Below are 16,793 nucleotides of genomic sequence, written 5' to 3' on the forward strand. Positions count from 1 at the left end.
GTTGTTGGGTGTGTGAGTGCCTGATGGTGTGTCGGGTGTGGTGGGGTCGGGTTCCGGCTCCGTGCTCAGGCCGTGGTGGGCCGGCTTGCAGCGCCGGTGATCTGGTCCCAGATGGCGAAGCGGGTGGTCATCTCGGTGCGGTATTCGGGGGCGGTCATCAGGTGGCGGCGTGGTCGGAAGTGGGGTGAGATGCCGCTGAACGCGGACAGGAACTGCTGGGCTCCGCCGACGCTACGGAAGCCTTTCATGGCGTGTTCGCGCTGGCGGGTGGGCTGGTGGCTGTTCTCCGCCCGGTTGTTGAGGCCCTTGTGGGCGCGGTGTTCTACGGAGGGCATGACCTCGCGGTGGGCCGCGCCGTAGGAGCGGAGCTTGTCGGTGACGATCACCCTCGGCACCGAGCAGGTTCTCTTGAGCAGTTTGCGGAAGAAGCGCCGGGCCGCGGCCTTGTCCCGGCGGGACCGGACCAGGATGTCGAGCACGTTGCCGTCGGCGTCAACGGCCCGCCAGAGGTACTTCTGCTCTCCGTTGATCTTCACGAAGACCTCGTCCAGGTGCTTCCCAATGCCGATGTCAAGCCGCCGTCGTCACTGAGGGTATGACCTGGTAGCACCGTCGGTCACGGATCAGAGCCCACAGGACGTTGACGCGACGGCGTGCGAGCGCGAGGACGGCCTGGACGTGCCGTTTCCCCTCGGCGCGCTTGCGGTCGTAAAACTTCCGTGAGTTGGGGTCTCGTTGGACGCTGACCAGCGCGGAGATGTAGAAGACGCGCTGCAGGCGACGGTGGTATCTCGTCGGTCGGTGGTCGTTACCGCTGACCTGGCCGGAGTCGCGTGGGGCGGGGACCACGCCGGCGAAGGCCGCGAGCCGGTCGGCCGTGGGGAAGGCGTCCAGGCTGCCGCCGACGGCGACGAGGAACTCGGCACCGAGGATCGTGCCGATGCCGGGCATGGACTGGATCACGTCGGCCAGTTCGTGTTCGCGAAACCGGCCCTCGATGAGTTTGTCGGTCTCGGTGATCTTCTCGTTGAGGACCATCACCTCCTTGGCGAGGGTGTGCACCATCTTCGCGATGGCCTTCTCACCCACGACGGCGGTGTGCTGGCGCTCGGCGGCCTCAACCACCTTCTCGGCGAGGGCAGCAGCGTTGCAGACCTTGCGGTTGCGCAGCCAGGCGGTCAGCCGCCGACTGCCCGCGCGGCGGATCGCTGCCGGTGTCTGGTAACCGGTTAGCAGCACCAGCGGGCCGACGTTACCCAGGTCGAGGGCCCGTTCCAGGGCCGGAAACATGCTGTTCAGCAGGGCCTTGAGCCGGTTGGTGGTGCGGGTGCGGTCGGCGACCAGATCGACGCGGTGGTCGGTCAGCAGCCGCAGCTCGAGCGTGGCTTCGTCGCCGGGGCGGATCGGCTGGAGGTCGCGGCGCATCCGGGCCTGGTCGGCGATCACGCGGGCGTCACGGGCGTCCGTCTTGCCCTGGCCGCGGTAGCTGTCGGTGGCCCGGTTGACCGCGATACCGGGGATGTAGACGAGCTCCTGGCCATGGTTGACCAGAAGGGCGATCAGCAGGCCGGGCTCGCCGCCGGTCATGTCAAGCGCCCAGGTCGTCTTGCCGCCGTCGGCGAGGTCCAGGACGTCACCGATCAGCTTCAGCAGTTCCGGCTCGTCGTTGGCCACCCGACGCGACAGCAGCGTGTCGCCCTCGCTGTCCAGGACCAGGCAGTGGTGGTGGGTCTTGCCGCAGTCGGTTCCCGCCCATATCCGGCTCATCGTGCTCCATTCGGTCGTACATGCCTTGCGTACCACGGACGACCTCGCCGGCATTGCTCTACACAGCGACTTGTTCGCACTTCCCAATCGGCGGCCGAGTCGTCGTGGGGAGCCAGGCGGCCAAGCACCTGAAGCCACGAACGGCAGCCACTTGTCAGCCACACCCAGCTCCCCTGGGTGTCCTCACCCTACGAACGGGAGGACCAACCCGTTCAAGAAGGTAGAGCCACTTGTCGCCGGGCCGGGGCCGCCTCCGGCGCAGGCCGTTGGCGTAGGCCTGCCCGAACTTCGCACACCAGCGGCGGACCGTCTCGTGGGAGACGACCACGCCGCGCTCGAGCATCAGCTCCTCGACCTCGCGGAACGACAGCGGGAAGCGGTGGTACAGCCACACACAGTGGGCAATGACCTCGACCGGGTACCGGTGCCCCTTGTACGACGGCGATGCGCTGTCCACGGACGACCCCTCCCAGCATGACCAACCAGAAGATCATCCCACCCGGTCAGTCAACGTGACAGTGCCCTCCGGCCGCCTGGGTCGGCATCGCTGGGTGGTGGAACGCACGATGTCCTGGCTGAACGGCTGCCGACGACTCCATCGACGCTATGAGCGCAAGGCCGAACACTTCCTCGCTTTCGTCGGAATCGCCGCAGCCCTCATCTGCTTCCGCCGACTCCCCAACTGAGCCCAGCCACCTCTGTGGCCCGGAGTGGTGGCGGCCTATGAGTGGTGCCAGACCTCTCCCGGAGCAATGTCCCAGGAGGTGCCAGCGATCCCTCCAGTGTTGAAGAAGAGAGCCCAGCTCACGACAACGTCACCTGCACGCTGCGCACCCCGCTCAAAATCGAAGCCGGGCCAGCACAGGTCGCCCGTCAGGCTGAACTGAATGCCCACGTCTCGCTCCAGCGCATGGCCCTCCATCTCAGTGGACAACTCCGACGGCACACGGCCGATCAACCGGATTCCCTCACAGATGACCTGAGGGCCACGCAACCCATCGACGAGCACGCAGGTCAGCCCCACCCCTTCGACGAAGTAGCACTTCACGGCCGGCCACTGCTCGTCCGAAGCAGCCCGGCGAAAGTCGACCCGCCACTGGGTGCGCAACGAGTTCCAGCGCTCTATTTCTCTCTCCTCGGCGACGAAGCCGTGCCCTGCCATAGCTGTGATGGCGCCGTGCCGATCGATCCCGAAGGCCAGCGGCCCGACAGTCTCGGCGGGCGCGTACCCCCACTGCTCCCGCTCGGAGTCCGCGAGCACTGTCCAGTAGTCCGTGTTCATGGCCCGATGATCATCCACCTGGCTCCGCCGACATAATCGGCCCGGAAGATCCAGAGGAGGCACTGTGCCCCCAGCTTGCCATTTCTACTTCTTGACTGCCCCAAATGAGACGCCGTCTAAATCCGGCATCTACTGCGGCAGATGAAAACACGCCACCCGCATCAACGGCCTCGTTCAAGGAATCTTCGTCCTGCCCCTCAACGTCGCCGTGCGGCGAGGCGCACACTGCACGGCCGCTTGTTGCAACTCTGTTGCAATTACAAGTAATAAGCGGAAAGCTATATCAGCCCTTACTATCGCCCCTGGATGAGGAGCCGCTCCATGCCCCTGATGCCGGAATCTGGACCACAGCGCGTCATCGCCGCCTCGAACTTCGTCTACACCGTCGGCAGCGGCCTCTATCTGACCGCTGGAGTCCTGTACTTCACCGAGGCCGTCCGCCTTCCGGCAACCCAGGTGGGCCTCGGACTTGGTATCGCCGGTGTTCTCTCACTGGCCGTGGGTATCGCTGTCGGTCATCTCGCGGACCGGCACGGAGCACGCGGTATCTATGCGCTCACCCTCGTCGTCCAGGCGCTGGCAACTGCCGGCTTCTTACTGGCAGACAGCTTCTGGCTGTTCGCCCTCGCGGTAGGCACGGCAATGGGCGCCAAAGCGGCCGGATTGGCCGCACGCAGTCCGCTCATCAGGCACTACGGAGGGGACCGACCGCAGGCATTTCGCGCCTATCTCCGCGCCGTGACCAACGTGGGCATCTCCCTCGGCGCTCTGCTGGCGGGCTGGGCCGTCCAGGTGGGCACCGTCCCCGCCTACCGACTCCTGGTCATCGGCAACGCGGTCGCCTTCGCGGCTTCCGCAGCGATCCTGATCTACCTGCCGCCGATCAAACCTGTCCCTGCCACCGGCGGCCCCCGCTGGATCGCCCTGCGGGACCGCCCCTACCTCTTACTCACCGCCCTCGACGGCATCATGGCCGTCCAGTTCAAAGTGCTCACGGTGGCCGTCCCGCTCTGGCTGGTCACAGCCACCACCGCCCCGCGCTGGCTCATCTCGGGCACCATGCTCATCAACACCGTCATCGTCATTGCGTTCCAGATACGAGCCAGCCGCGGCATCGATTCCCCAGCAGCCGGCGGAGCCGCTTACCGCCGGGCAGGCGTGGCCTTCCTCGTTTCCTGCTCGTTGGTCTCCCTGTCCGCGGGGATCCCGGCGTGGGCCGCCGCCACACTGCTCATGACTGCGATGGTGATCCACACGATCGGCGAGCTGTGGCACTCCGCCGCAGGCTTCGAAGTGTCCTTCGCCCTCGCCCCACAGCACGCCACGGGCCAGTACCTCGGTGTGTTCGGCCTCGGCGCCGGACTGGCCGAGGCCCTCGGCCCGGCCCTGCTCATCTCGCTCTGCATCACCTGGGGCCGACCCGGATGGTACGTCGTAGGGGCTCTGTTCACCGTGACGGGCCTGGTAGCACCACTTGCCGTCCGCTGGGCACAACGCCACCAGCACGCTCGGCAGGTACACCCACAGGTCGCGTGGAAGGAAGCAGTCACCCTGAAAGCTCCGGAGGCGGTTCAACATCCCCGACTGCCGCAGGGCTGATGCCGGGGCCTGTCGGTGCGCCGGCATCGCCTCCGCGACCGTCAACACCGCCCAGCAGACGGGCGCCTCGATCGGCACCGCACTGCTCAACACCATCGCGGCCAGCGCCACCAGCACCTACCTGGCCGACCACCACGGCGAAGACGTCCTTCGGGACGCCACCGTGCACGGCTACACCACCGCCGCGACCTGGGCACTGGGCATCATGCTCGGCACCGCGGTCCTGGTAGCCCTGTTCATCACCGCAGACCCGCGCAAGACCGCGCCGTGACCCGCAGCAAAACCGCCATGGGCAGCCGCGCAGACCGGCGACCCGAGCAACGCATCCGGACCGTGTCGTCCCGAAGGGGCGTCGCAGGACACGAGCCACCGGGGTCTTGATCCCACCAACACCAAGGAGCACGCCATGACCGCCAGTGCGAACCTCTTCAGCTCAACCCCGATGTTCTCGGTTAGGTCGACGTTTCATAGGTGATCGCTCGTGAAACAGCCACCCGTCCGGCGGACCACCTGCGGCGATCACGTTTCATGAGTCGTTGCAAACAACTGGACTGCTGAAACACCCTCATGAAACGCTCCTGGGCGTGAGTGACGACTTCAAGCGCCTGGAATTGCGCGACTGCCCGATGTCCACCTGCGCCGCGCCAGCGGGCTCCCGGTGCCGGACCGGCAAGGGTAAGGTGGCCATCCAGTAGCACACCGCTCGCTTCCGCCTCGTGCCCCAACTAGCCAAGGCACTCAGCGTGCCGACCCCGGCCGTACGCATGCCGGGATCTGTGTGGACCGAGCTGCCCCGGCCCGTGAGTGCCGGCACCGAACCGGTCGGGCACGTTCGCCTCGGCTACGCGCGGGCCTCGACTGCCCGGCAGTCCCTCGATGCGCAACTCGACTCCCTCGCCGAGGCCGGGGTGACGCGGGTCTTCTCGGAGAAGATCTCCACCCGCGCCACCCGGCGCCCCGAGCTGGAGGCCGCCGTGAAACTCACCGGGGAGATCCGGTCCTCCGGCGTCGCCGTCACCCTCGTCGTCCACGAGCACAAGCGGCTCGGCCGCGGCATCGAACTCGCCATGCTCGCCAAGGAACTGAAAGCGAGCGACGTCGGCCTGGAGTTCCTGACCGGGGAGCTGAAGGGTTCGCACGACCCTTCCGGGATCGTGTTCACCGTGCTCGCCGCCATGTCCGGGATGGAGCGCGAGTACATCCGCGACCGCACCCTCGAAGGACACGAGTCCGCCCGCAAGCGCGGCAAGACCATCGGCGGCGCCGGAGTCACCGACGACGACATGCTGTCCATGGCCCTCCACCTGCGCGACCAGGAGATGAGCCTGCGCGACATCGCCAAGCGCCTCGTCATCACCATCGGCGCCAAGAAGGGCCAACACCCCTCGCCCGCCACCGTCATGCGGCGCTCTGGCAGCGAGGGCTGACCTCCTGGCCGACCAAGTAGTCCGCGGACCTTGAGCTTCCCGGTCAGGCGAGGGGGCAGCGTCCCGTGGGTTCGTCCCGGCTGCCGTGCGGTGGCTGATCTCGGCCAGGAGGATTCAGCGGGCGAGGGTGACGGTGATTTCAGTGTCGTCGCAGCCGGCCGCGATCTGCTCGATCGCAGCGTGTTCGGCCGGGTCCGTGGTCAGGGTCCAGCGGGTTTTGACGATGACCCAGTCCTTCAGGTAGCGGCAGGTCGCGGATTTGGCCGGGGGCATCCATTGGGCCGGGTCACGGTCGGCCTTGGACTGATTGGCACTGTCGTGGACCGCGAGGAGGGAGCGTTCGTCGTCGAGGTCGTTGGCATAGGCCTGGCGTTCGGCGGGGGTCCAGGCCGCGGCGCCGGGGTCCCAGGCTTCGCCGAGGGGGACCATGTGATCGATGTCGACGTCGTCCTTGGTGGTCTGGGTGGTCTCGTCGTACCAGGACCGCCATTCGCCCGTGCCGACGGTGATGGTGCAGCGGCCGGTGATCAGCGGCGTGCGACCGCGTTCCGGAGCAGCACCTCGTTGCGGGTGTTGCAGCCGTCCCGGTCGGCGTCGATCCAGTGCTTGAACTGCTCGCGGGAGTACCCGGCGCGGGGCCCCTCGTCCTCGACGGGAAGGGAAGCGATCAGTTCCGACAGCGGGGCGGTCACCACGTCGCCCGGCACGGCCTCGGCCGTGCCGGAGGGCAGGAGCAGGAGAGCGGGCGTGGCGGCGAGCGAAGTAACAGCAGCGAGCACTGTGCGCAGGAGCTTCATGCCGGATCTACGGGTCAGGGACAGTCCGGGTGACGGTCTGACCTTGCGGTTCATCCGAACGTGCGCCCCGGCCGGTCTCGTGCATGCTCTGCCTCGCCCACCGCCCCGAAAGCGCCCGCTTCTGGTGGAGATTCGCGGTCGGCGCGGGCACTCCGCCGTGCAGGTCGCCGCCGAGCTGGCGCGGACGGCGCGGACGGCGCGGGTGAGTCTTGCCGGCTGCGCCCCGGTGAAGTGGTTCAGGCAGCGGCCCCTCGGTGGGCGGGATCTGTACTTCTGGCTGGGGGCACGGGTCTGGACGTCGCCCTGCTCGGCCGTTTCCGGCGCGGTCCGGCGACAGGACCTCTGGAGAACCGAGAGGCGGCGCTCGCCGCGCTGGAGCCTGGCGGGATTGGCGCGGCCTCCGTACTCACCGCGGTCAGCACGGCGTACCTGGTGCTCACCCACGAGCGCCGGGAACTGATGCGCGAGTGGGTTGTCCCGCTGCACGAAGCCATCGCCGGACTGCTCGGGCTGGCGGAGCAGACCGGCCCGCGGCGCTACCTCCGCGAACCTGCCTCAGGCCGCTGCTCCTCTGGAGCCGTTGGGAGATGGCGCGCCGTGATTCACCGCAGCCCGGTCAGAGGAATCGGCTTGCTGGCCTCAGCCGCAGGCCCGTGGCCACCCGTAAAAACCTTCGCGCGTGCCGCCGTCCGGATGATGAGGTGACACGGTGATGAACAACGATGAGGCGGCGGCTGTCCGGCCGTTGACACTGGCTTGGGTGAGCCGGCATCTGGAGGCCGGCGAGCGGATCGTCAAGGCCACGGCGCTGCACGGCGGCATCACCGCCGAGATGCGGCGGCTGACCATCGGGACGCGGGACGGAGGCACCCGTGACCTGGTGCTGCGGACCTACGTCGACCCGTTCTACGTGGAGCACGCCGAGGGCGGGCTGAATGGGGAGGCCGGCGCCCTGACCCTGCTCACGGGGACCGGCGTGCCGGCTCCTTCACTGGTCGCGGTTGATCCGACCGCCACGCAGTGCGAGTTTCCGTCGCTCCTGATGACACATCTGGCGGGCCGGACGGTCCTCGACGATCAGGGAGTGGAGACGCGTGTTCGCCTGCTGGCCCGCCAACTCGTGGCGATCCACGCGTTACGACCCGCCGAGCGGCCCCGAAAATATGTGACGTTGACGACCGCCGACACCGTAGTCGTCCCGAAGGGCGCCGACGCGGCCGTATGGACCGCGGCGATCGACGTGATCCGCAAGCCCGCGCCGCCCTGTGAAGGGCGCTTCCTGCACCGGGACTTCCAGCCCGGCAACGTGCTGTTCGACGTACCGCCTTCAAACCCGGAAGATGCCCGCATCACCGGCGTCGTCGACTGGGCACCCTCCTGGGGTCCGGCGGATCTCGATGTGGCGCACTGCTCCGTCAATCTCGCGCTGCTGCACGGCCCGGCGTGGGGTATGCGGTTCGCCGAGGCGTACGAGGAGGCCGGCGGGGTATTGGCCGCGACCGCGAGCGAGCGGCTGTACTGGCGGGTGCGGGACGCGCTGGCCGTCTCGGAAGAAGTGCGGTCGGTGTCGCAGCCATGGCGGGAGGCCGGTAGGGCGGAGCTGACGACGCGAGCCGTGGAGGAGCGGCTGGATGCCTATGTCACCGCCTTGATGGACGCGCCGGGCTGACACTGGGACCCAGCAGCAGATGCCTGAGAGCGGCATGACCCGGCCCGATGCCCTGTCCTGTCGGCAGGAGGCGATCCTGTCCGTGATCCGGGACTGGATCACGGAGACCGGCGAGAGCCCTACCGTCCGGCAGATCGGCGCCCGGGTCGGTCTGTCCAGCACCAGCTCGGTCGCCTACCAGCTCGGCCGCCTCGAAGCCCGGGGGCTGATCAGCCGCACCGGCCACCGCTGGCGGTCCTGCCGCCTGAGTACCTGACCCCGTTCAGGGGCTGGTGAAGATGTCGTGCCCGCCGATACGGCGCCAGACGATGTGCGCGCCGCCTTCTCTGAACTAACGACTCGGAGGTCACTACTGTAGGGGAGGACCGGGCTGGAGGGAGTGTTGGTCCGACTCGGTAGCATCGGGCCATGCCTACGGGACCTTTGCATGACCGTGTCGTCAACAGCCTCGTCAACGGTGAACCCTCACAGGAGGTCTTTCCCTGCCGGTGCACGAACGGTGAGGATCACTTCGAGGGTCCGGACTTCCTTGATCATGAGGAGGAGCCTGAGGGCCACTCGTTCGCTGGAGCCGAGGAGATTTGGCTGTCCAGCGGCATGGATGAGGACTACGACTTCCGCTAACAACCTCGACGGTCGGCCGGTGGTGTGACACGGACCGGGGCTTCGCTGCTGCGTGCGGTGAGCTGGGAGAGGCTGGGCAGGCCCAGGAAGACTGGGGACGGCGCTGTCACGTTGTTGGGTGTGTGAGTGCCTGATGGTGTGTCGGGTGTGGTGGGGTCGGGTTCCGGCTCCGTGCTCAGGCCGTGGTGGGCCGGCTTGCAGCGCCGGTGATCTGGTCCCAGATGGCGAAGCGGGTGGTCATCTCGGTGCGGTATTCGGGGGCGGTCATCAGGTGGCGGCGTGGTCGGAAGTGGGGTGAGATGCCGCTGAACGCGGACAGGAACTGCTGGGCTCCGCCGACGCTACGGAAGCCTTTCATGGCGTGTTCGCGCTGGCGGGTGGGCTGGTGGCTGTTCTCCGCCCGGTTGTTGAGGCCCTTGTGGGCGCGGTGTTCTACGGAGGGCATGACCTCGCGGTGGGCCGCGCCGTAGGAGCGGAGCTTGTCGGTGACGATCACCCTCGGCACCGAGCAGGTTCTCTTGAGCAGTTTGCGGAAGAAGCGCCGGGCCGCGGCCTTGTCCCGGCGGGACCGGACCAGGATGTCGAGCACGTTGCCGTCGGCGTCAACGGCCCGCCACAGGTACTTCTGCTCTCCGTTGATCTTCACGAAGACCTCGTCCAGGTGCCACTTGTCGCCGGGCCGGGGCCGCCTCCGGCGCAGGCCGTTGGCGTAGGACTGCCCGAACTTCGCACACCAGCGGCGGACCGTCTCGTGGGAGACGACCACGCCGCGCTCGAGCATCAGCTCCTCGACCTCGCGGAACGACAGCGGGAAGCGGTGGTACAGCCACACACAGTGGGCAATGACCTCGACCGGGTACCGGTGCCCCTTGTACGACGGCGATGCGCTGTCCACGGACGACCCCTCCCAGCATGACCAACCAGAAGATCATCCCACCCGGTCAGTCAACGTGACAGTGCCCTTCCTCGCCTTCACCAGCATCGCCTGCACCCTCATCTGCTACCGCAGGCTCGCCCAATGAGATGACTTCCCATGGGCGGTCATGGGTGTCACTTGGGAGTTCTCCGCCCGGGCGAAGTTCGTGGGATCGTCCCCTGGGCACCCCGATTGCCACTGCGGCCCCGTCCGTTCTGGCACGGATGTGGTACGAGCCTTGGCGATCTTCCGGTCAGTGAGGGCCGCGCCGCGGTGGACGCAACAGGGCCCACATGGCGAGTGTCTGGGCAGAGTATTTGAATCGCTCGACGAGTCGCTCGACAGTGGAGCGGCGCAGGGTACACAGCCACACGTAGCTGCTCAGGGAGACACAGAGACATCCCAAGGTCTGCCCCCAAAAGGCTTGCGCCGCTGGCTCTTGCCCAGTGCACAGGTAGAGCATCCATGTGGCTGCCGTGGCTACTCCCAGTGCGACCAGGCCAGCTTTGGCTACCTGGCCGCGGACTGCCCAACGGGAGGCAAGAAGGCCAGCGGGAATCTGGATAGCGAGGTGGAGCATCAGCACCGAGATCATCATCTCGAACGTTTGGGCATAGGTTTCCGCGGACGCAGCTGGAATCCAGCAGAAGCCGATGTACAGCAGAACGCCACTCACGTGCATGGCGGCAACGTTCAACGGAACGTGCCACAGGCTGACCCAGTGGCGCTCGTTGTCGCTCGCCCGCACGACGCCCTCCCTCTGAGGGCTGGAGCCCCCACTCCTGGCGGGCAGTCTACGTCCAAGGGCAGCATGCGAGGCGTTCTAGCCGCTTCGATCCCCGCGACGAACGACAGCCTACCGAGCTCACCAAATGAGATGACTTCTACAGTAAGACCGTGTCCTATGTGGTGATCACTCGTTGAGCTGTTCATGGGGCGGGATACGTGGAGTTGGGGGCCTTCACCCCTGATCTTGGACACTCGAGATAGTGGATCTTGAGGATCTGAGAGATGGACGTGTCGTGGTCATGAAGCACTATCCGCCGGAGTTCAAGGCGGACGCGGTCGCGCTGTACGATTCGCGGCCCGAGGCGACGATCAAGCAGATCGCCGCCGACCTGGGGGTGAACCCGGAGACGCTGCGCAACTGGATCCGGGCGGCCGGAGCCGGTCGTCCGCGCGGCCGTCGGGCGGCCATGCCGCCGACGGTTCCGGTGGCGCCGTCGGCTCTGGAGGCCGAGGTCGCCGCCTTGAGGCGGGAGAACGCCGAGCTGAAGAAGGAACGGGAGATCCTGCGCAAGGCGGCCCGCTATTTCGCCTCGGAGACGGGCTGGTGAACCGCTGCCAGTTCGTTGAGGACCACCAGCGCCGTTACGGCGTGAAGCGGTTGTGCCGCATCCTGGGCATCGCCCGCTCGAGCTTCTACCACTGGCGCCGCAGTGCACCGCTGCGGGCAGCCCGCCAGGCTGCCGACGCCCAGCTCGCCGCCCGGATACGCGTGATCCACCGGGCCTCGGACGGCACCTACGGCGCCCCCAGGATCACCGCTGAACTCCGCGAGGACGGCGAGCGCGTGAACCACGAGCGGGTCGCCCGCATCATGCAGGCGATCGGGCTGGCCGGCCTCCGCCTGCGCAGGAAGCATCGCACCACCATCCCGGACCCCGCCGCGGCGAAGGTGCCGGACCTGATCGGCCGTAACTTCACCGTGGACGAGGTGAACCGAAAGTACGTCGGCGACATCACATGCCTGCCGCTGGCAGGCGGGACGTTCCGCTATCTCGCGACCGTGATCGATCTCTGCTCACGGCGCCTGGCCGGGTGGGCGATCGCCGACCATATGCGCGCCGACCTCGTCGTCGACGCCCTGAAAGCAGCCGAGCGGACCCGCGGCAGCCTCGCCGGCGCCGTGATGCACACCGATCACGGGGCCCAGGACGGATTCAATCGGTCGTCGCAACGCTGGCTGGTGGGAGCGATCGTAGCTGCTTGGTGAACACTTCAGCCGGGGTTCGCCACCCGAGTGTTTTCCGGGGCCGGTTGTTGAAGACCGCCGCGACGGCCTGGAGCTCTTCGCTGTTCCAGCGGGACAAGTCGGTGCCCTTGGGGAAGTACTGACGCAGTAGGCCGTTGGTGTTCTCGTTGGTCCCGCGTTGCCAGGGGCTGTGGGGGTCAGCGAAGTAGACAGGGATGCCGGTCTCGACCGTGAAGGCGGCGTGCGCGGACAACTCCTTGCCGCGGTCCCAGGTGAGAGACCGCCGGAGTTGCTCAGGCAGTGTGGTCATCGTCCTGGCCAGGGCGTTCTTCATCGTGCTGGCACCGTATCCGGCCAGAGCGGGTCCGTTCTTCGTGCGCGGGACCACACCGTAGCCCTCCTCGCGCGGCAGGTGGACCAGCATGGTGAACCTGGTGGTGCGCTCGACGAGAGTCCCGATCGCCGAGCGCTTCAGCCCGATGATGAGTCGGGTAGCGGGGACGCATTGCTGCGTCCCCGCCCCCTCAGAACCGTGCAAGCAGCTGTTCACCGCACACGGCTCAAGCAAGCCCCAAGGGCTCGCGGTCAGGAGAAGGTGCGGGGCTTGTCGGATCGGCGGCTCCATTCCGCCGTTGACAGTGGGTGTGGAGGAGACGGATTCGTTGATCGCCCGGTGAGGCCCCTCCTGGGAAGGCGACATACTGCTTGGAGATTGCCTTCCTGAGGACGGCCCGCCACGCTTCCCACTCCTGCGGGTTTTGGGGCGGGTGATCGGCGTGCAACAGGAGCCCTCCGCAGATCGGGCAGCGACCCTGTTGCGCCTGAAGCAGGCGCACGGTCATGCCGTCGACCGGCGGGGGTGGCCCCGGCGGCCCTCTGCAGGTCAGCGAGCGACTATTTGTTAGATGCGCTGCAGCAGGACAAGCGGCTCACCGCCAACCCCGCCGAGGCCGCAGTTCGCCCTTGACCTTGGCGATGCGGACGTCATAGTTATTGACGCGCGTGACGATGCGGGGGCTCCACAGAGCATCGAAGGAGGCCAGAGCCTTGCTGAGGGGGATGGAGGCGCATCCTCGGGACGGTCACTTACCGTTGTTGTTCTACCGGTCGTAGCGGTCGGCGGTTTCCGCTTGTTTCATGTGCACTGGATGCGCAGCCCGGTGTGCTGGGTGTGTATTCGGCACATGAACAGATACAAGGTTCCGACGTCACCCCACATCGCGTCGGTGAGTTCGCTTGGCGGGATCTGCAGCAGCAACTCCATCGGCTGTGTGCACTCCGTGCAGAATGGCGTTTCATCCCCGCCGTTCGCCCAGTACGGGTATCCGCCGATCGCCACCGCCCCATTGCGCATGTGCGGCGCTCGGGCGCGCTCTTGCGTCAGACCGAGCGCGGCGCGGTCGACGACGTGCCAGTTCGCCCACGCCTCGTGGGAGCCGCTGTCGCCCGGCACAAGGTCCCAGAGTTCAGGGCAGTGCAGGCGCATTCCCGCCGCGTCGGGCAGGGACTTCTCCAGGCGTGGTACCGCGTGGCGTTCCTCGAAGTCGGGCTCGGTGCCGTGCACGAGAACCTTGGGGCGCCGCAGTGCGGTGTAGGAACGCACAAGCCATCCGCCCCGTTCGCGTTTTCGTCCCCACGGGCGGCACTTCCAGCAGTAGAAGAATGTGAAGAACGAGATGGGGAGCCTGTCGTGCAGGCCGTCGCGGGAGTGGTCGACCTGCGCGACGAACGTGAGGTCGTCGGCACAGCCGTTGCACAGGGGCCAGGTCTCGCCCTCCTCCACCGTCGGGAACCCGCCGAACCGCGTGGCGGCGAACTCCCGGGCCACATGGGGCTGCGCAGGAACGGGCGGAGGAGCGGCGTACTGTCGCCGACGTCCACGCACACGTGTCTCGGGCGAGCCTTGGACTGGCTCGAGCACGGTGCGCGTCCGCATCAGCGGCCGCAACAACTGCACCACGTGTTCCTTCTGAAGTGCGGGCACGCACGCATCGTATGCGGCGGATCAGCAGCCGCGTCGATCGCGTGTTCCAGGCCCGGCCCGAGACCTGGCCGACGTGGTGCGCCCGCACGTCAGCGGGCACTGTCACGTTGGCGAATGGCGTGGGAGGATCTTCGAGTTGATCACGGTGGAGGGGGGTCGTCCGTGGGGAGCGCGTCGCCGTCGTACAAGGGGCACCGGTACCCGGTCGAGGTCATTGCCCACTGTGTGTGGCTGTACCACCGCTTCCCGCTGTCGTTCCGCGAGGTCGAGGAGCTGATGCTCGAGCGCGGCGTGGTCGTCTCCCACGAGACGGTCCGCCGCTGGTGTGCGAAGTTCGGGCAGGCCTACGCCAACGGCCTGCGCCGGAGGCGGCCCCGGCCTGGTGACAAGTGGCTCTACCTTCTTGAACGGGTTGGTCCTCCCGTTCGTAGGGTGAGGACACCCAGGGGAGCTGGGTGTGGCTGACAAGTGGCTGCCGTTCGTGGCTTCAGGTGCTTGGCCGCCTGGCTCCCCACGACGACTCGGCCGCCGATTGGGAAGTGCGAACAAGTCGCTGTGTAGAGCAATGCCGGCGAGGTCGTCCGTGGTACGCAAGGCATGTACGACCGAATGGAGCACGATGAGCCGGATATGGGCGGGAACCGACTGCGGCAAGACCCACCACCACTGCCTGGTCCTGGACAGCGAGGGCGACACGCTGCTGTCGCGTCGGGTGGCCAACGACGAGCCGGAACTGCTGAAGCTGATCGGTGACGTCCTGGACCTCGCCGACGGCGGCAAGACGACCTGGGCGCTTGACATGACCGGCGGCGAGCCCGGCCTGCTGATCGCCCTTCTGGTCAACCATGGCCAGGAGCTCGTCTACATCCCCGGTATCGCGGTCAACCGGGCCACCGACAGCTACCGCGGCCAGGGCAAGACGGACGCCCGTGACGCCCGCGTGATCGCCGACCAGGCCCGGATGCGCCGCGACCTCCAGCCGATCCGCCCCGGCGACGAAGCCACGCTCGAGCTGCGGCTGCTGACCGACCACCGCGTCGATCTGGTCGCCGACCGCACCCGCACCACCAACCGGCTCAAGGCCCTGCTGAACAGCATGTTTCCGGCCCTGGAACGGGCCCTCGACCTGGGTAACGTCGGCCCGCTGGTGCTGCTAACCGGTTACCAGACACCGGCAGCGATCCGCCGCGCGGGCAGTCGGCGGCTGACCGCCTGGCTGCGCAACCGCAAGGTCTGCAACGCTGCTGCCCTCGCCGAGAAGGTGGTTGAGGCCGCCGAGCGCCAGCACACCGCCGTCGTGGGTGAGAAGGCCATCGCGAAGATGGTGCACACCCTCGCCAAGGAGGTGATGGTCCTCAACGAGAAGATCACCGAGACCGACAAACTCATCGAGGGCCGGTTTCGCGAACACGAACTGGCCGACGTGATCCAGTCCATGCCCGGCATCGGCACGATCCTCGGTGCCGAGTTCCTCGTCGCCGTCGGCGGCAGCCTGGACGCCTTCCCCACGGCCGACCGGCTCGCGGCCTTCGCCGGCGTGGTCCCCGCCCCACGCGACTCCGGCCAGGTCAGCGGTAACGACCACCGACCGACGAGATACCACCGTCGCCTGCAGCGCGTCTTCTACATCTCCGCGCTGGTCAGCGTCCAACGAGACCCCAACTCACGGAAGTTTTACGACCGCAAGCGCGCCGAGGGGAAACGGCACGTCCAGGCCGTCCTCGCGCTCGCACGCCGTCGCGTCAACGTCCTGTGGGCTCTGATCCGTGACCGACGGTGCTACCAGGTCATACCCTCAGTGACGACGGCGGCTTGACATCGGCATTGGGAAGCACCTGGACGAGGTCTTCGTGAAGATCAACGGAGAGCAGAAGTACCTGTGGCGGGCCGTTGACGCCGACGGCAACGTGCTCGACATCCTGGTCCGGTCCCGCCGGGACAAGGCCGCGGCCCGGCGCTTCTTCCGCAAACTGCTCAAGAGAACCTGCTCGGTGCCGAGGGTGATCGTCACCGACAAGCTCCGCTCCTACGGCGCGGCCCACCGCGAGGTCATGCCCTCCGTAGAACACCGCGCCCACAAGGGCCTCAACAACCGGGCGGAGAACAGCCACCAGCCCACCCGCCAGCGCGAACACGCCATGAAAGGCTTCCGTAGCGTCGGCGGAGCCCAGCAGTTCCTGTCCGCGTTCAGCGGCATCTCACCCCACTTCCGACCACGCCGCCACCTGATGACCGCCCCCGAATACCGCACCGAGATGACCACCCGCTTCGCCATCTGGGACCAGATCACCGGCGCTGCAAGCCGGCCCACCACGGCCTGAGCACGGAGCCGGAACCCGACCCCACCACACCCGACACACCATCAGGCACTCACACACCCAACAACGTGACAGCGCCCGCTGAAGTAATACGCGCCAGCGACCTCTCTTCGCCCCGGCCGCCGGCCGAGCCCGTCGGACCGTACGCGTCTCGGACGTCGCCCAACTCACCGGACTCGGCTCCTCCACCACCTCCCGCATCATGTCCACCCTCGAGCGCCTCGAGTGCCTTTATCTGGCCAGATTGACCGTGCTGACACGTGGCTGCGCACCCACGGCAAGGTCTGGGGCTCCGTCGCTACCTGTCACTGCGGTGAGCAGCGCAGCACTGCGCGGTCGCCGCTCGGCCGGGCCACGGACGCCAAGCGGCGCTGTGACCTTGCTGGGGAGTTCGAGGCGCTGGTCGGTGGGCATCGCGCGTTGACCGCCGTGGTA

Annotated in this window: 16 protein-coding genes and 8 pseudogenes; 13 read left to right on the forward strand and 11 right to left on the reverse strand. The window is 67.3% G+C overall.

The window, feature by feature from the left end; genetic code table 11:
* Positions 1–65: 65 nt before the first annotated feature.
* The 3 genes and pseudogenes from OG842_RS40065 to OG842_RS40075 form a co-directional block, all read right to left on the reverse strand.
* Positions 66–584: pseudogene (locus OG842_RS40065) on the reverse strand (IS6 family transposase); the annotation flags it as partial.
* Positions 571–1,767 carry an IS110 family transposase gene (locus OG842_RS40070; RefSeq protein WP_266726579.1) on the reverse strand — a complete coding sequence of 399 codons (1,197 nt, stop codon included), beginning with the start codon at positions 1,765–1,767 and terminating at the stop codon, positions 571–573. The pseudogene OG842_RS40065 and the gene OG842_RS40070, both read right to left, overlap by 14 nt.
* A gap of 226 nt (positions 1,768–1,993) precedes the next feature.
* Positions 1,994–2,224 (reverse strand): annotated as a pseudogene (locus tag OG842_RS40075) (IS6 family transposase); the annotation flags it as partial.
* Positions 2,225–2,291: 67 nt separating this feature from the next.
* Between OG842_RS40075 and OG842_RS40080 the strand changes: the two are divergent.
* Positions 2,292–2,453: pseudogene (locus OG842_RS40080) on the forward strand (transposase); the annotation flags it as partial.
* A 35-nt stretch (positions 2,454–2,488) separates the two neighbouring features.
* Here OG842_RS40080 and OG842_RS40085 read toward each other — a convergent pair.
* A complete protein-coding gene (locus OG842_RS40085) occupies positions 2,489–3,049 on the reverse strand; it encodes a hypothetical protein (protein ID WP_266733931.1) in 561 nt (186 codons plus the stop codon).
* A 330-nt stretch (positions 3,050–3,379) separates the two neighbouring features.
* Here OG842_RS40085 and OG842_RS40090 point away from each other — a divergent pair, with 330 nt between their 5' ends.
* From OG842_RS40090 to OG842_RS40095, 3 genes are all read left to right on the forward strand, one after another.
* Positions 3,380–4,648, forward strand: coding sequence for an MFS transporter (locus OG842_RS40090; protein WP_266733929.1), 1,269 nt, complete (start codon positions 3,380–3,382; stop codon positions 4,646–4,648).
* A 584-nt stretch (positions 4,649–5,232) separates the two neighbouring features.
* A complete protein-coding gene (locus OG842_RS45430; protein ID WP_443064045.1) occupies positions 5,233–5,343 on the forward strand; it encodes a zinc finger domain-containing protein in 111 nt (36 codons plus the stop codon).
* Between the two features lie 105 nt (positions 5,344–5,448).
* Complete coding sequence (locus tag OG842_RS40095) at positions 5,449–6,075, forward strand: recombinase family protein (protein WP_266733927.1); 627 nt, start codon at positions 5,449–5,451, stop codon at positions 6,073–6,075.
* Positions 6,076–6,189: 114 nt separating this feature from the next.
* On the opposite strand, the gene OG842_RS45435 is transcribed toward OG842_RS40095, so the two are convergent.
* Positions 6,190–6,504, reverse strand: coding sequence for a GmrSD restriction endonuclease domain-containing protein (locus tag OG842_RS45435; protein ID WP_266733926.1), 315 nt, complete (start codon positions 6,502–6,504; stop codon positions 6,190–6,192).
* Between the two features lie 98 nt (positions 6,505–6,602).
* Positions 6,603–6,872, reverse strand: coding sequence for a hypothetical protein (locus tag OG842_RS40105; RefSeq protein ID WP_266733924.1), 270 nt, complete (start codon positions 6,870–6,872; stop codon positions 6,603–6,605).
* Between the two features lie 712 nt (positions 6,873–7,584).
* Between OG842_RS40105 and OG842_RS40110 the strand changes: the two genes are divergently transcribed.
* The 3 genes from OG842_RS40110 to OG842_RS40120 all read left to right on the forward strand — a co-directional run bounded on the left by OG842_RS40110 (position 7,585) and on the right by OG842_RS40120 (position 9,165).
* The gene (locus tag OG842_RS40110; RefSeq protein WP_266733923.1) at positions 7,585–8,541 is read left to right on the forward strand and encodes a phosphotransferase family protein; all 957 of its coding nucleotides are present in this window, start codon (positions 7,585–7,587) and stop codon (positions 8,539–8,541) included.
* 19 nt (positions 8,542–8,560) lie between these two features.
* Positions 8,561–8,797: a hypothetical protein gene (locus tag OG842_RS40115; protein WP_266733921.1), complete on the forward strand. Its 237-nt coding sequence runs from the start codon at positions 8,561–8,563 to the stop codon at positions 8,795–8,797.
* A 152-nt stretch (positions 8,798–8,949) separates the two neighbouring features.
* On the forward strand, positions 8,950–9,165 hold the full coding sequence (locus OG842_RS40120) for a hypothetical protein (RefSeq protein ID WP_266733919.1): 216 nt from the start codon (positions 8,950–8,952) through the stop codon (positions 9,163–9,165).
* A gap of 175 nt (positions 9,166–9,340) precedes the next feature.
* Here the strand turns inward: OG842_RS40120 and OG842_RS40125 are convergent, their stop codons facing one another.
* On the reverse strand, positions 9,341–10,060 hold the full coding sequence (locus OG842_RS40125) for an IS6 family transposase (RefSeq protein WP_328512630.1): 720 nt from the start codon (positions 10,058–10,060) through the stop codon (positions 9,341–9,343).
* A 274-nt stretch (positions 10,061–10,334) separates the two neighbouring features.
* On the reverse strand, positions 10,335–10,829 hold the full coding sequence (locus OG842_RS40130; protein ID WP_266920265.1) for a hypothetical protein: 495 nt from the start codon (positions 10,827–10,829) through the stop codon (positions 10,335–10,337).
* A gap of 280 nt (positions 10,830–11,109) precedes the next feature.
* Between OG842_RS40130 and OG842_RS40135 the strand changes: the two genes are divergently transcribed.
* Both OG842_RS40135 and OG842_RS40140 read left to right on the forward strand, forming a co-directional pair.
* Positions 11,110–11,418, forward strand: a complete 309-nt coding sequence (locus tag OG842_RS40135) for a transposase (protein WP_266726505.1) — start codon at positions 11,110–11,112, stop codon at positions 11,416–11,418.
* The gene (locus tag OG842_RS40140) at positions 11,415–12,077 is read left to right on the forward strand and encodes an IS3 family transposase (protein WP_328512631.1); all 663 of its coding nucleotides are present in this window, start codon (positions 11,415–11,417) and stop codon (positions 12,075–12,077) included. The genes OG842_RS40135 and OG842_RS40140 overlap by 4 nt, the downstream gene beginning before the upstream one ends.
* Here OG842_RS40140 and OG842_RS40145 read toward each other — a convergent pair.
* From OG842_RS40145 to OG842_RS40155, 3 genes and pseudogenes are all read right to left on the reverse strand, one after another.
* Positions 12,025–12,543: pseudogene (locus OG842_RS40145) on the reverse strand (IS30 family transposase); the annotation flags it as partial. The gene OG842_RS40140 and the pseudogene OG842_RS40145 overlap by 53 nt on opposite strands.
* 469 nt (positions 12,544–13,012) lie before the next feature.
* A pseudogene (locus OG842_RS40150) lies at positions 13,013–13,117 on the reverse strand (cupin domain-containing protein); the annotation flags it as partial.
* 74 nt (positions 13,118–13,191) lie between these two features.
* Positions 13,192–14,040 carry a DUF1963 domain-containing protein gene (locus OG842_RS40155; RefSeq protein ID WP_328512632.1) on the reverse strand — a complete coding sequence of 283 codons (849 nt, stop codon included), beginning with the start codon at positions 14,038–14,040 and terminating at the stop codon, positions 13,192–13,194.
* A gap of 162 nt (positions 14,041–14,202) precedes the next feature.
* Between OG842_RS40155 and OG842_RS40160 the strand changes: the two are divergent.
* From OG842_RS40160 to OG842_RS40175, 4 genes and pseudogenes are all read left to right on the forward strand, one after another.
* A pseudogene (locus OG842_RS40160) lies at positions 14,203–14,433 on the forward strand (IS6 family transposase); the annotation flags it as partial.
* 226 nt (positions 14,434–14,659) lie between these two features.
* On the forward strand, positions 14,660–15,856 hold the full coding sequence (locus OG842_RS40165; RefSeq protein WP_266726579.1) for an IS110 family transposase: 1,197 nt from the start codon (positions 14,660–14,662) through the stop codon (positions 15,854–15,856).
* Positions 15,843–16,361 (forward strand): annotated as a pseudogene (locus OG842_RS40170) (IS6 family transposase); the annotation flags it as partial. The gene OG842_RS40165 and the pseudogene OG842_RS40170, both read left to right, overlap by 14 nt.
* A 136-nt stretch (positions 16,362–16,497) precedes the next feature.
* Positions 16,498–16,782, forward strand: a pseudogene (locus tag OG842_RS40175) (helix-turn-helix domain-containing protein); the annotation flags it as partial.
* Positions 16,783–16,793: the final 11 nt, after the last annotated feature.

The sequence above is a fragment of the Streptomyces sp. NBC_00376 genome, assembly GCF_036077095.1.
Taxonomy (GTDB): Bacteria; Actinomycetota; Actinomycetes; order Streptomycetales; family Streptomycetaceae; genus Streptomyces.

What these genes read in the sequence shown, in the direction of transcription:
- OG842_RS40070 (WP_266726579.1), bottom strand. Translation starts at nt 1,767, where the DNA reads ATGAGCCGGATATGGGCGGGAACCGACTGCGGCAAGACCCACCACCAC.
- OG842_RS40085 (WP_266733931.1), bottom strand. Translation starts at nt 3,049, where the DNA reads ATGAACACGGACTACTGGACAGTGCTCGCGGACTCCGAGCGGGAGCAG.
- OG842_RS40090 (WP_266733929.1), top strand. Translation starts at nt 3,380, where the DNA reads ATGCCGGAATCTGGACCACAGCGCGTCATCGCCGCCTCGAACTTCGTC.
- OG842_RS45435 (WP_266733926.1), bottom strand. Translation starts at nt 6,504, where the DNA reads ATGGTCCCCCTCGGCGAAGCCTGGGACCCCGGCGCCGCGGCCTGGACC.
- OG842_RS40105 (WP_266733924.1), bottom strand. Translation starts at nt 6,872, where the DNA reads ATGAAGCTCCTGCGCACAGTGCTCGCTGCTGTTACTTCGCTCGCCGCC.
- OG842_RS40110 (WP_266733923.1), top strand. Translation starts at nt 7,585, where the DNA reads ATGAACAACGATGAGGCGGCGGCTGTCCGGCCGTTGACACTGGCTTGG.
- OG842_RS40115 (WP_266733921.1), top strand. Translation starts at nt 8,561, where the DNA reads ATGCCTGAGAGCGGCATGACCCGGCCCGATGCCCTGTCCTGTCGGCAG.
- OG842_RS40120 (WP_266733919.1), top strand. Translation starts at nt 8,950, where the DNA reads ATGCCTACGGGACCTTTGCATGACCGTGTCGTCAACAGCCTCGTCAAC.
- OG842_RS40135 (WP_266726505.1), top strand. Translation starts at nt 11,110, where the DNA reads ATGAAGCACTATCCGCCGGAGTTCAAGGCGGACGCGGTCGCGCTGTAC.
- OG842_RS40165 (WP_266726579.1), top strand. Translation starts at nt 14,660, where the DNA reads ATGAGCCGGATATGGGCGGGAACCGACTGCGGCAAGACCCACCACCAC.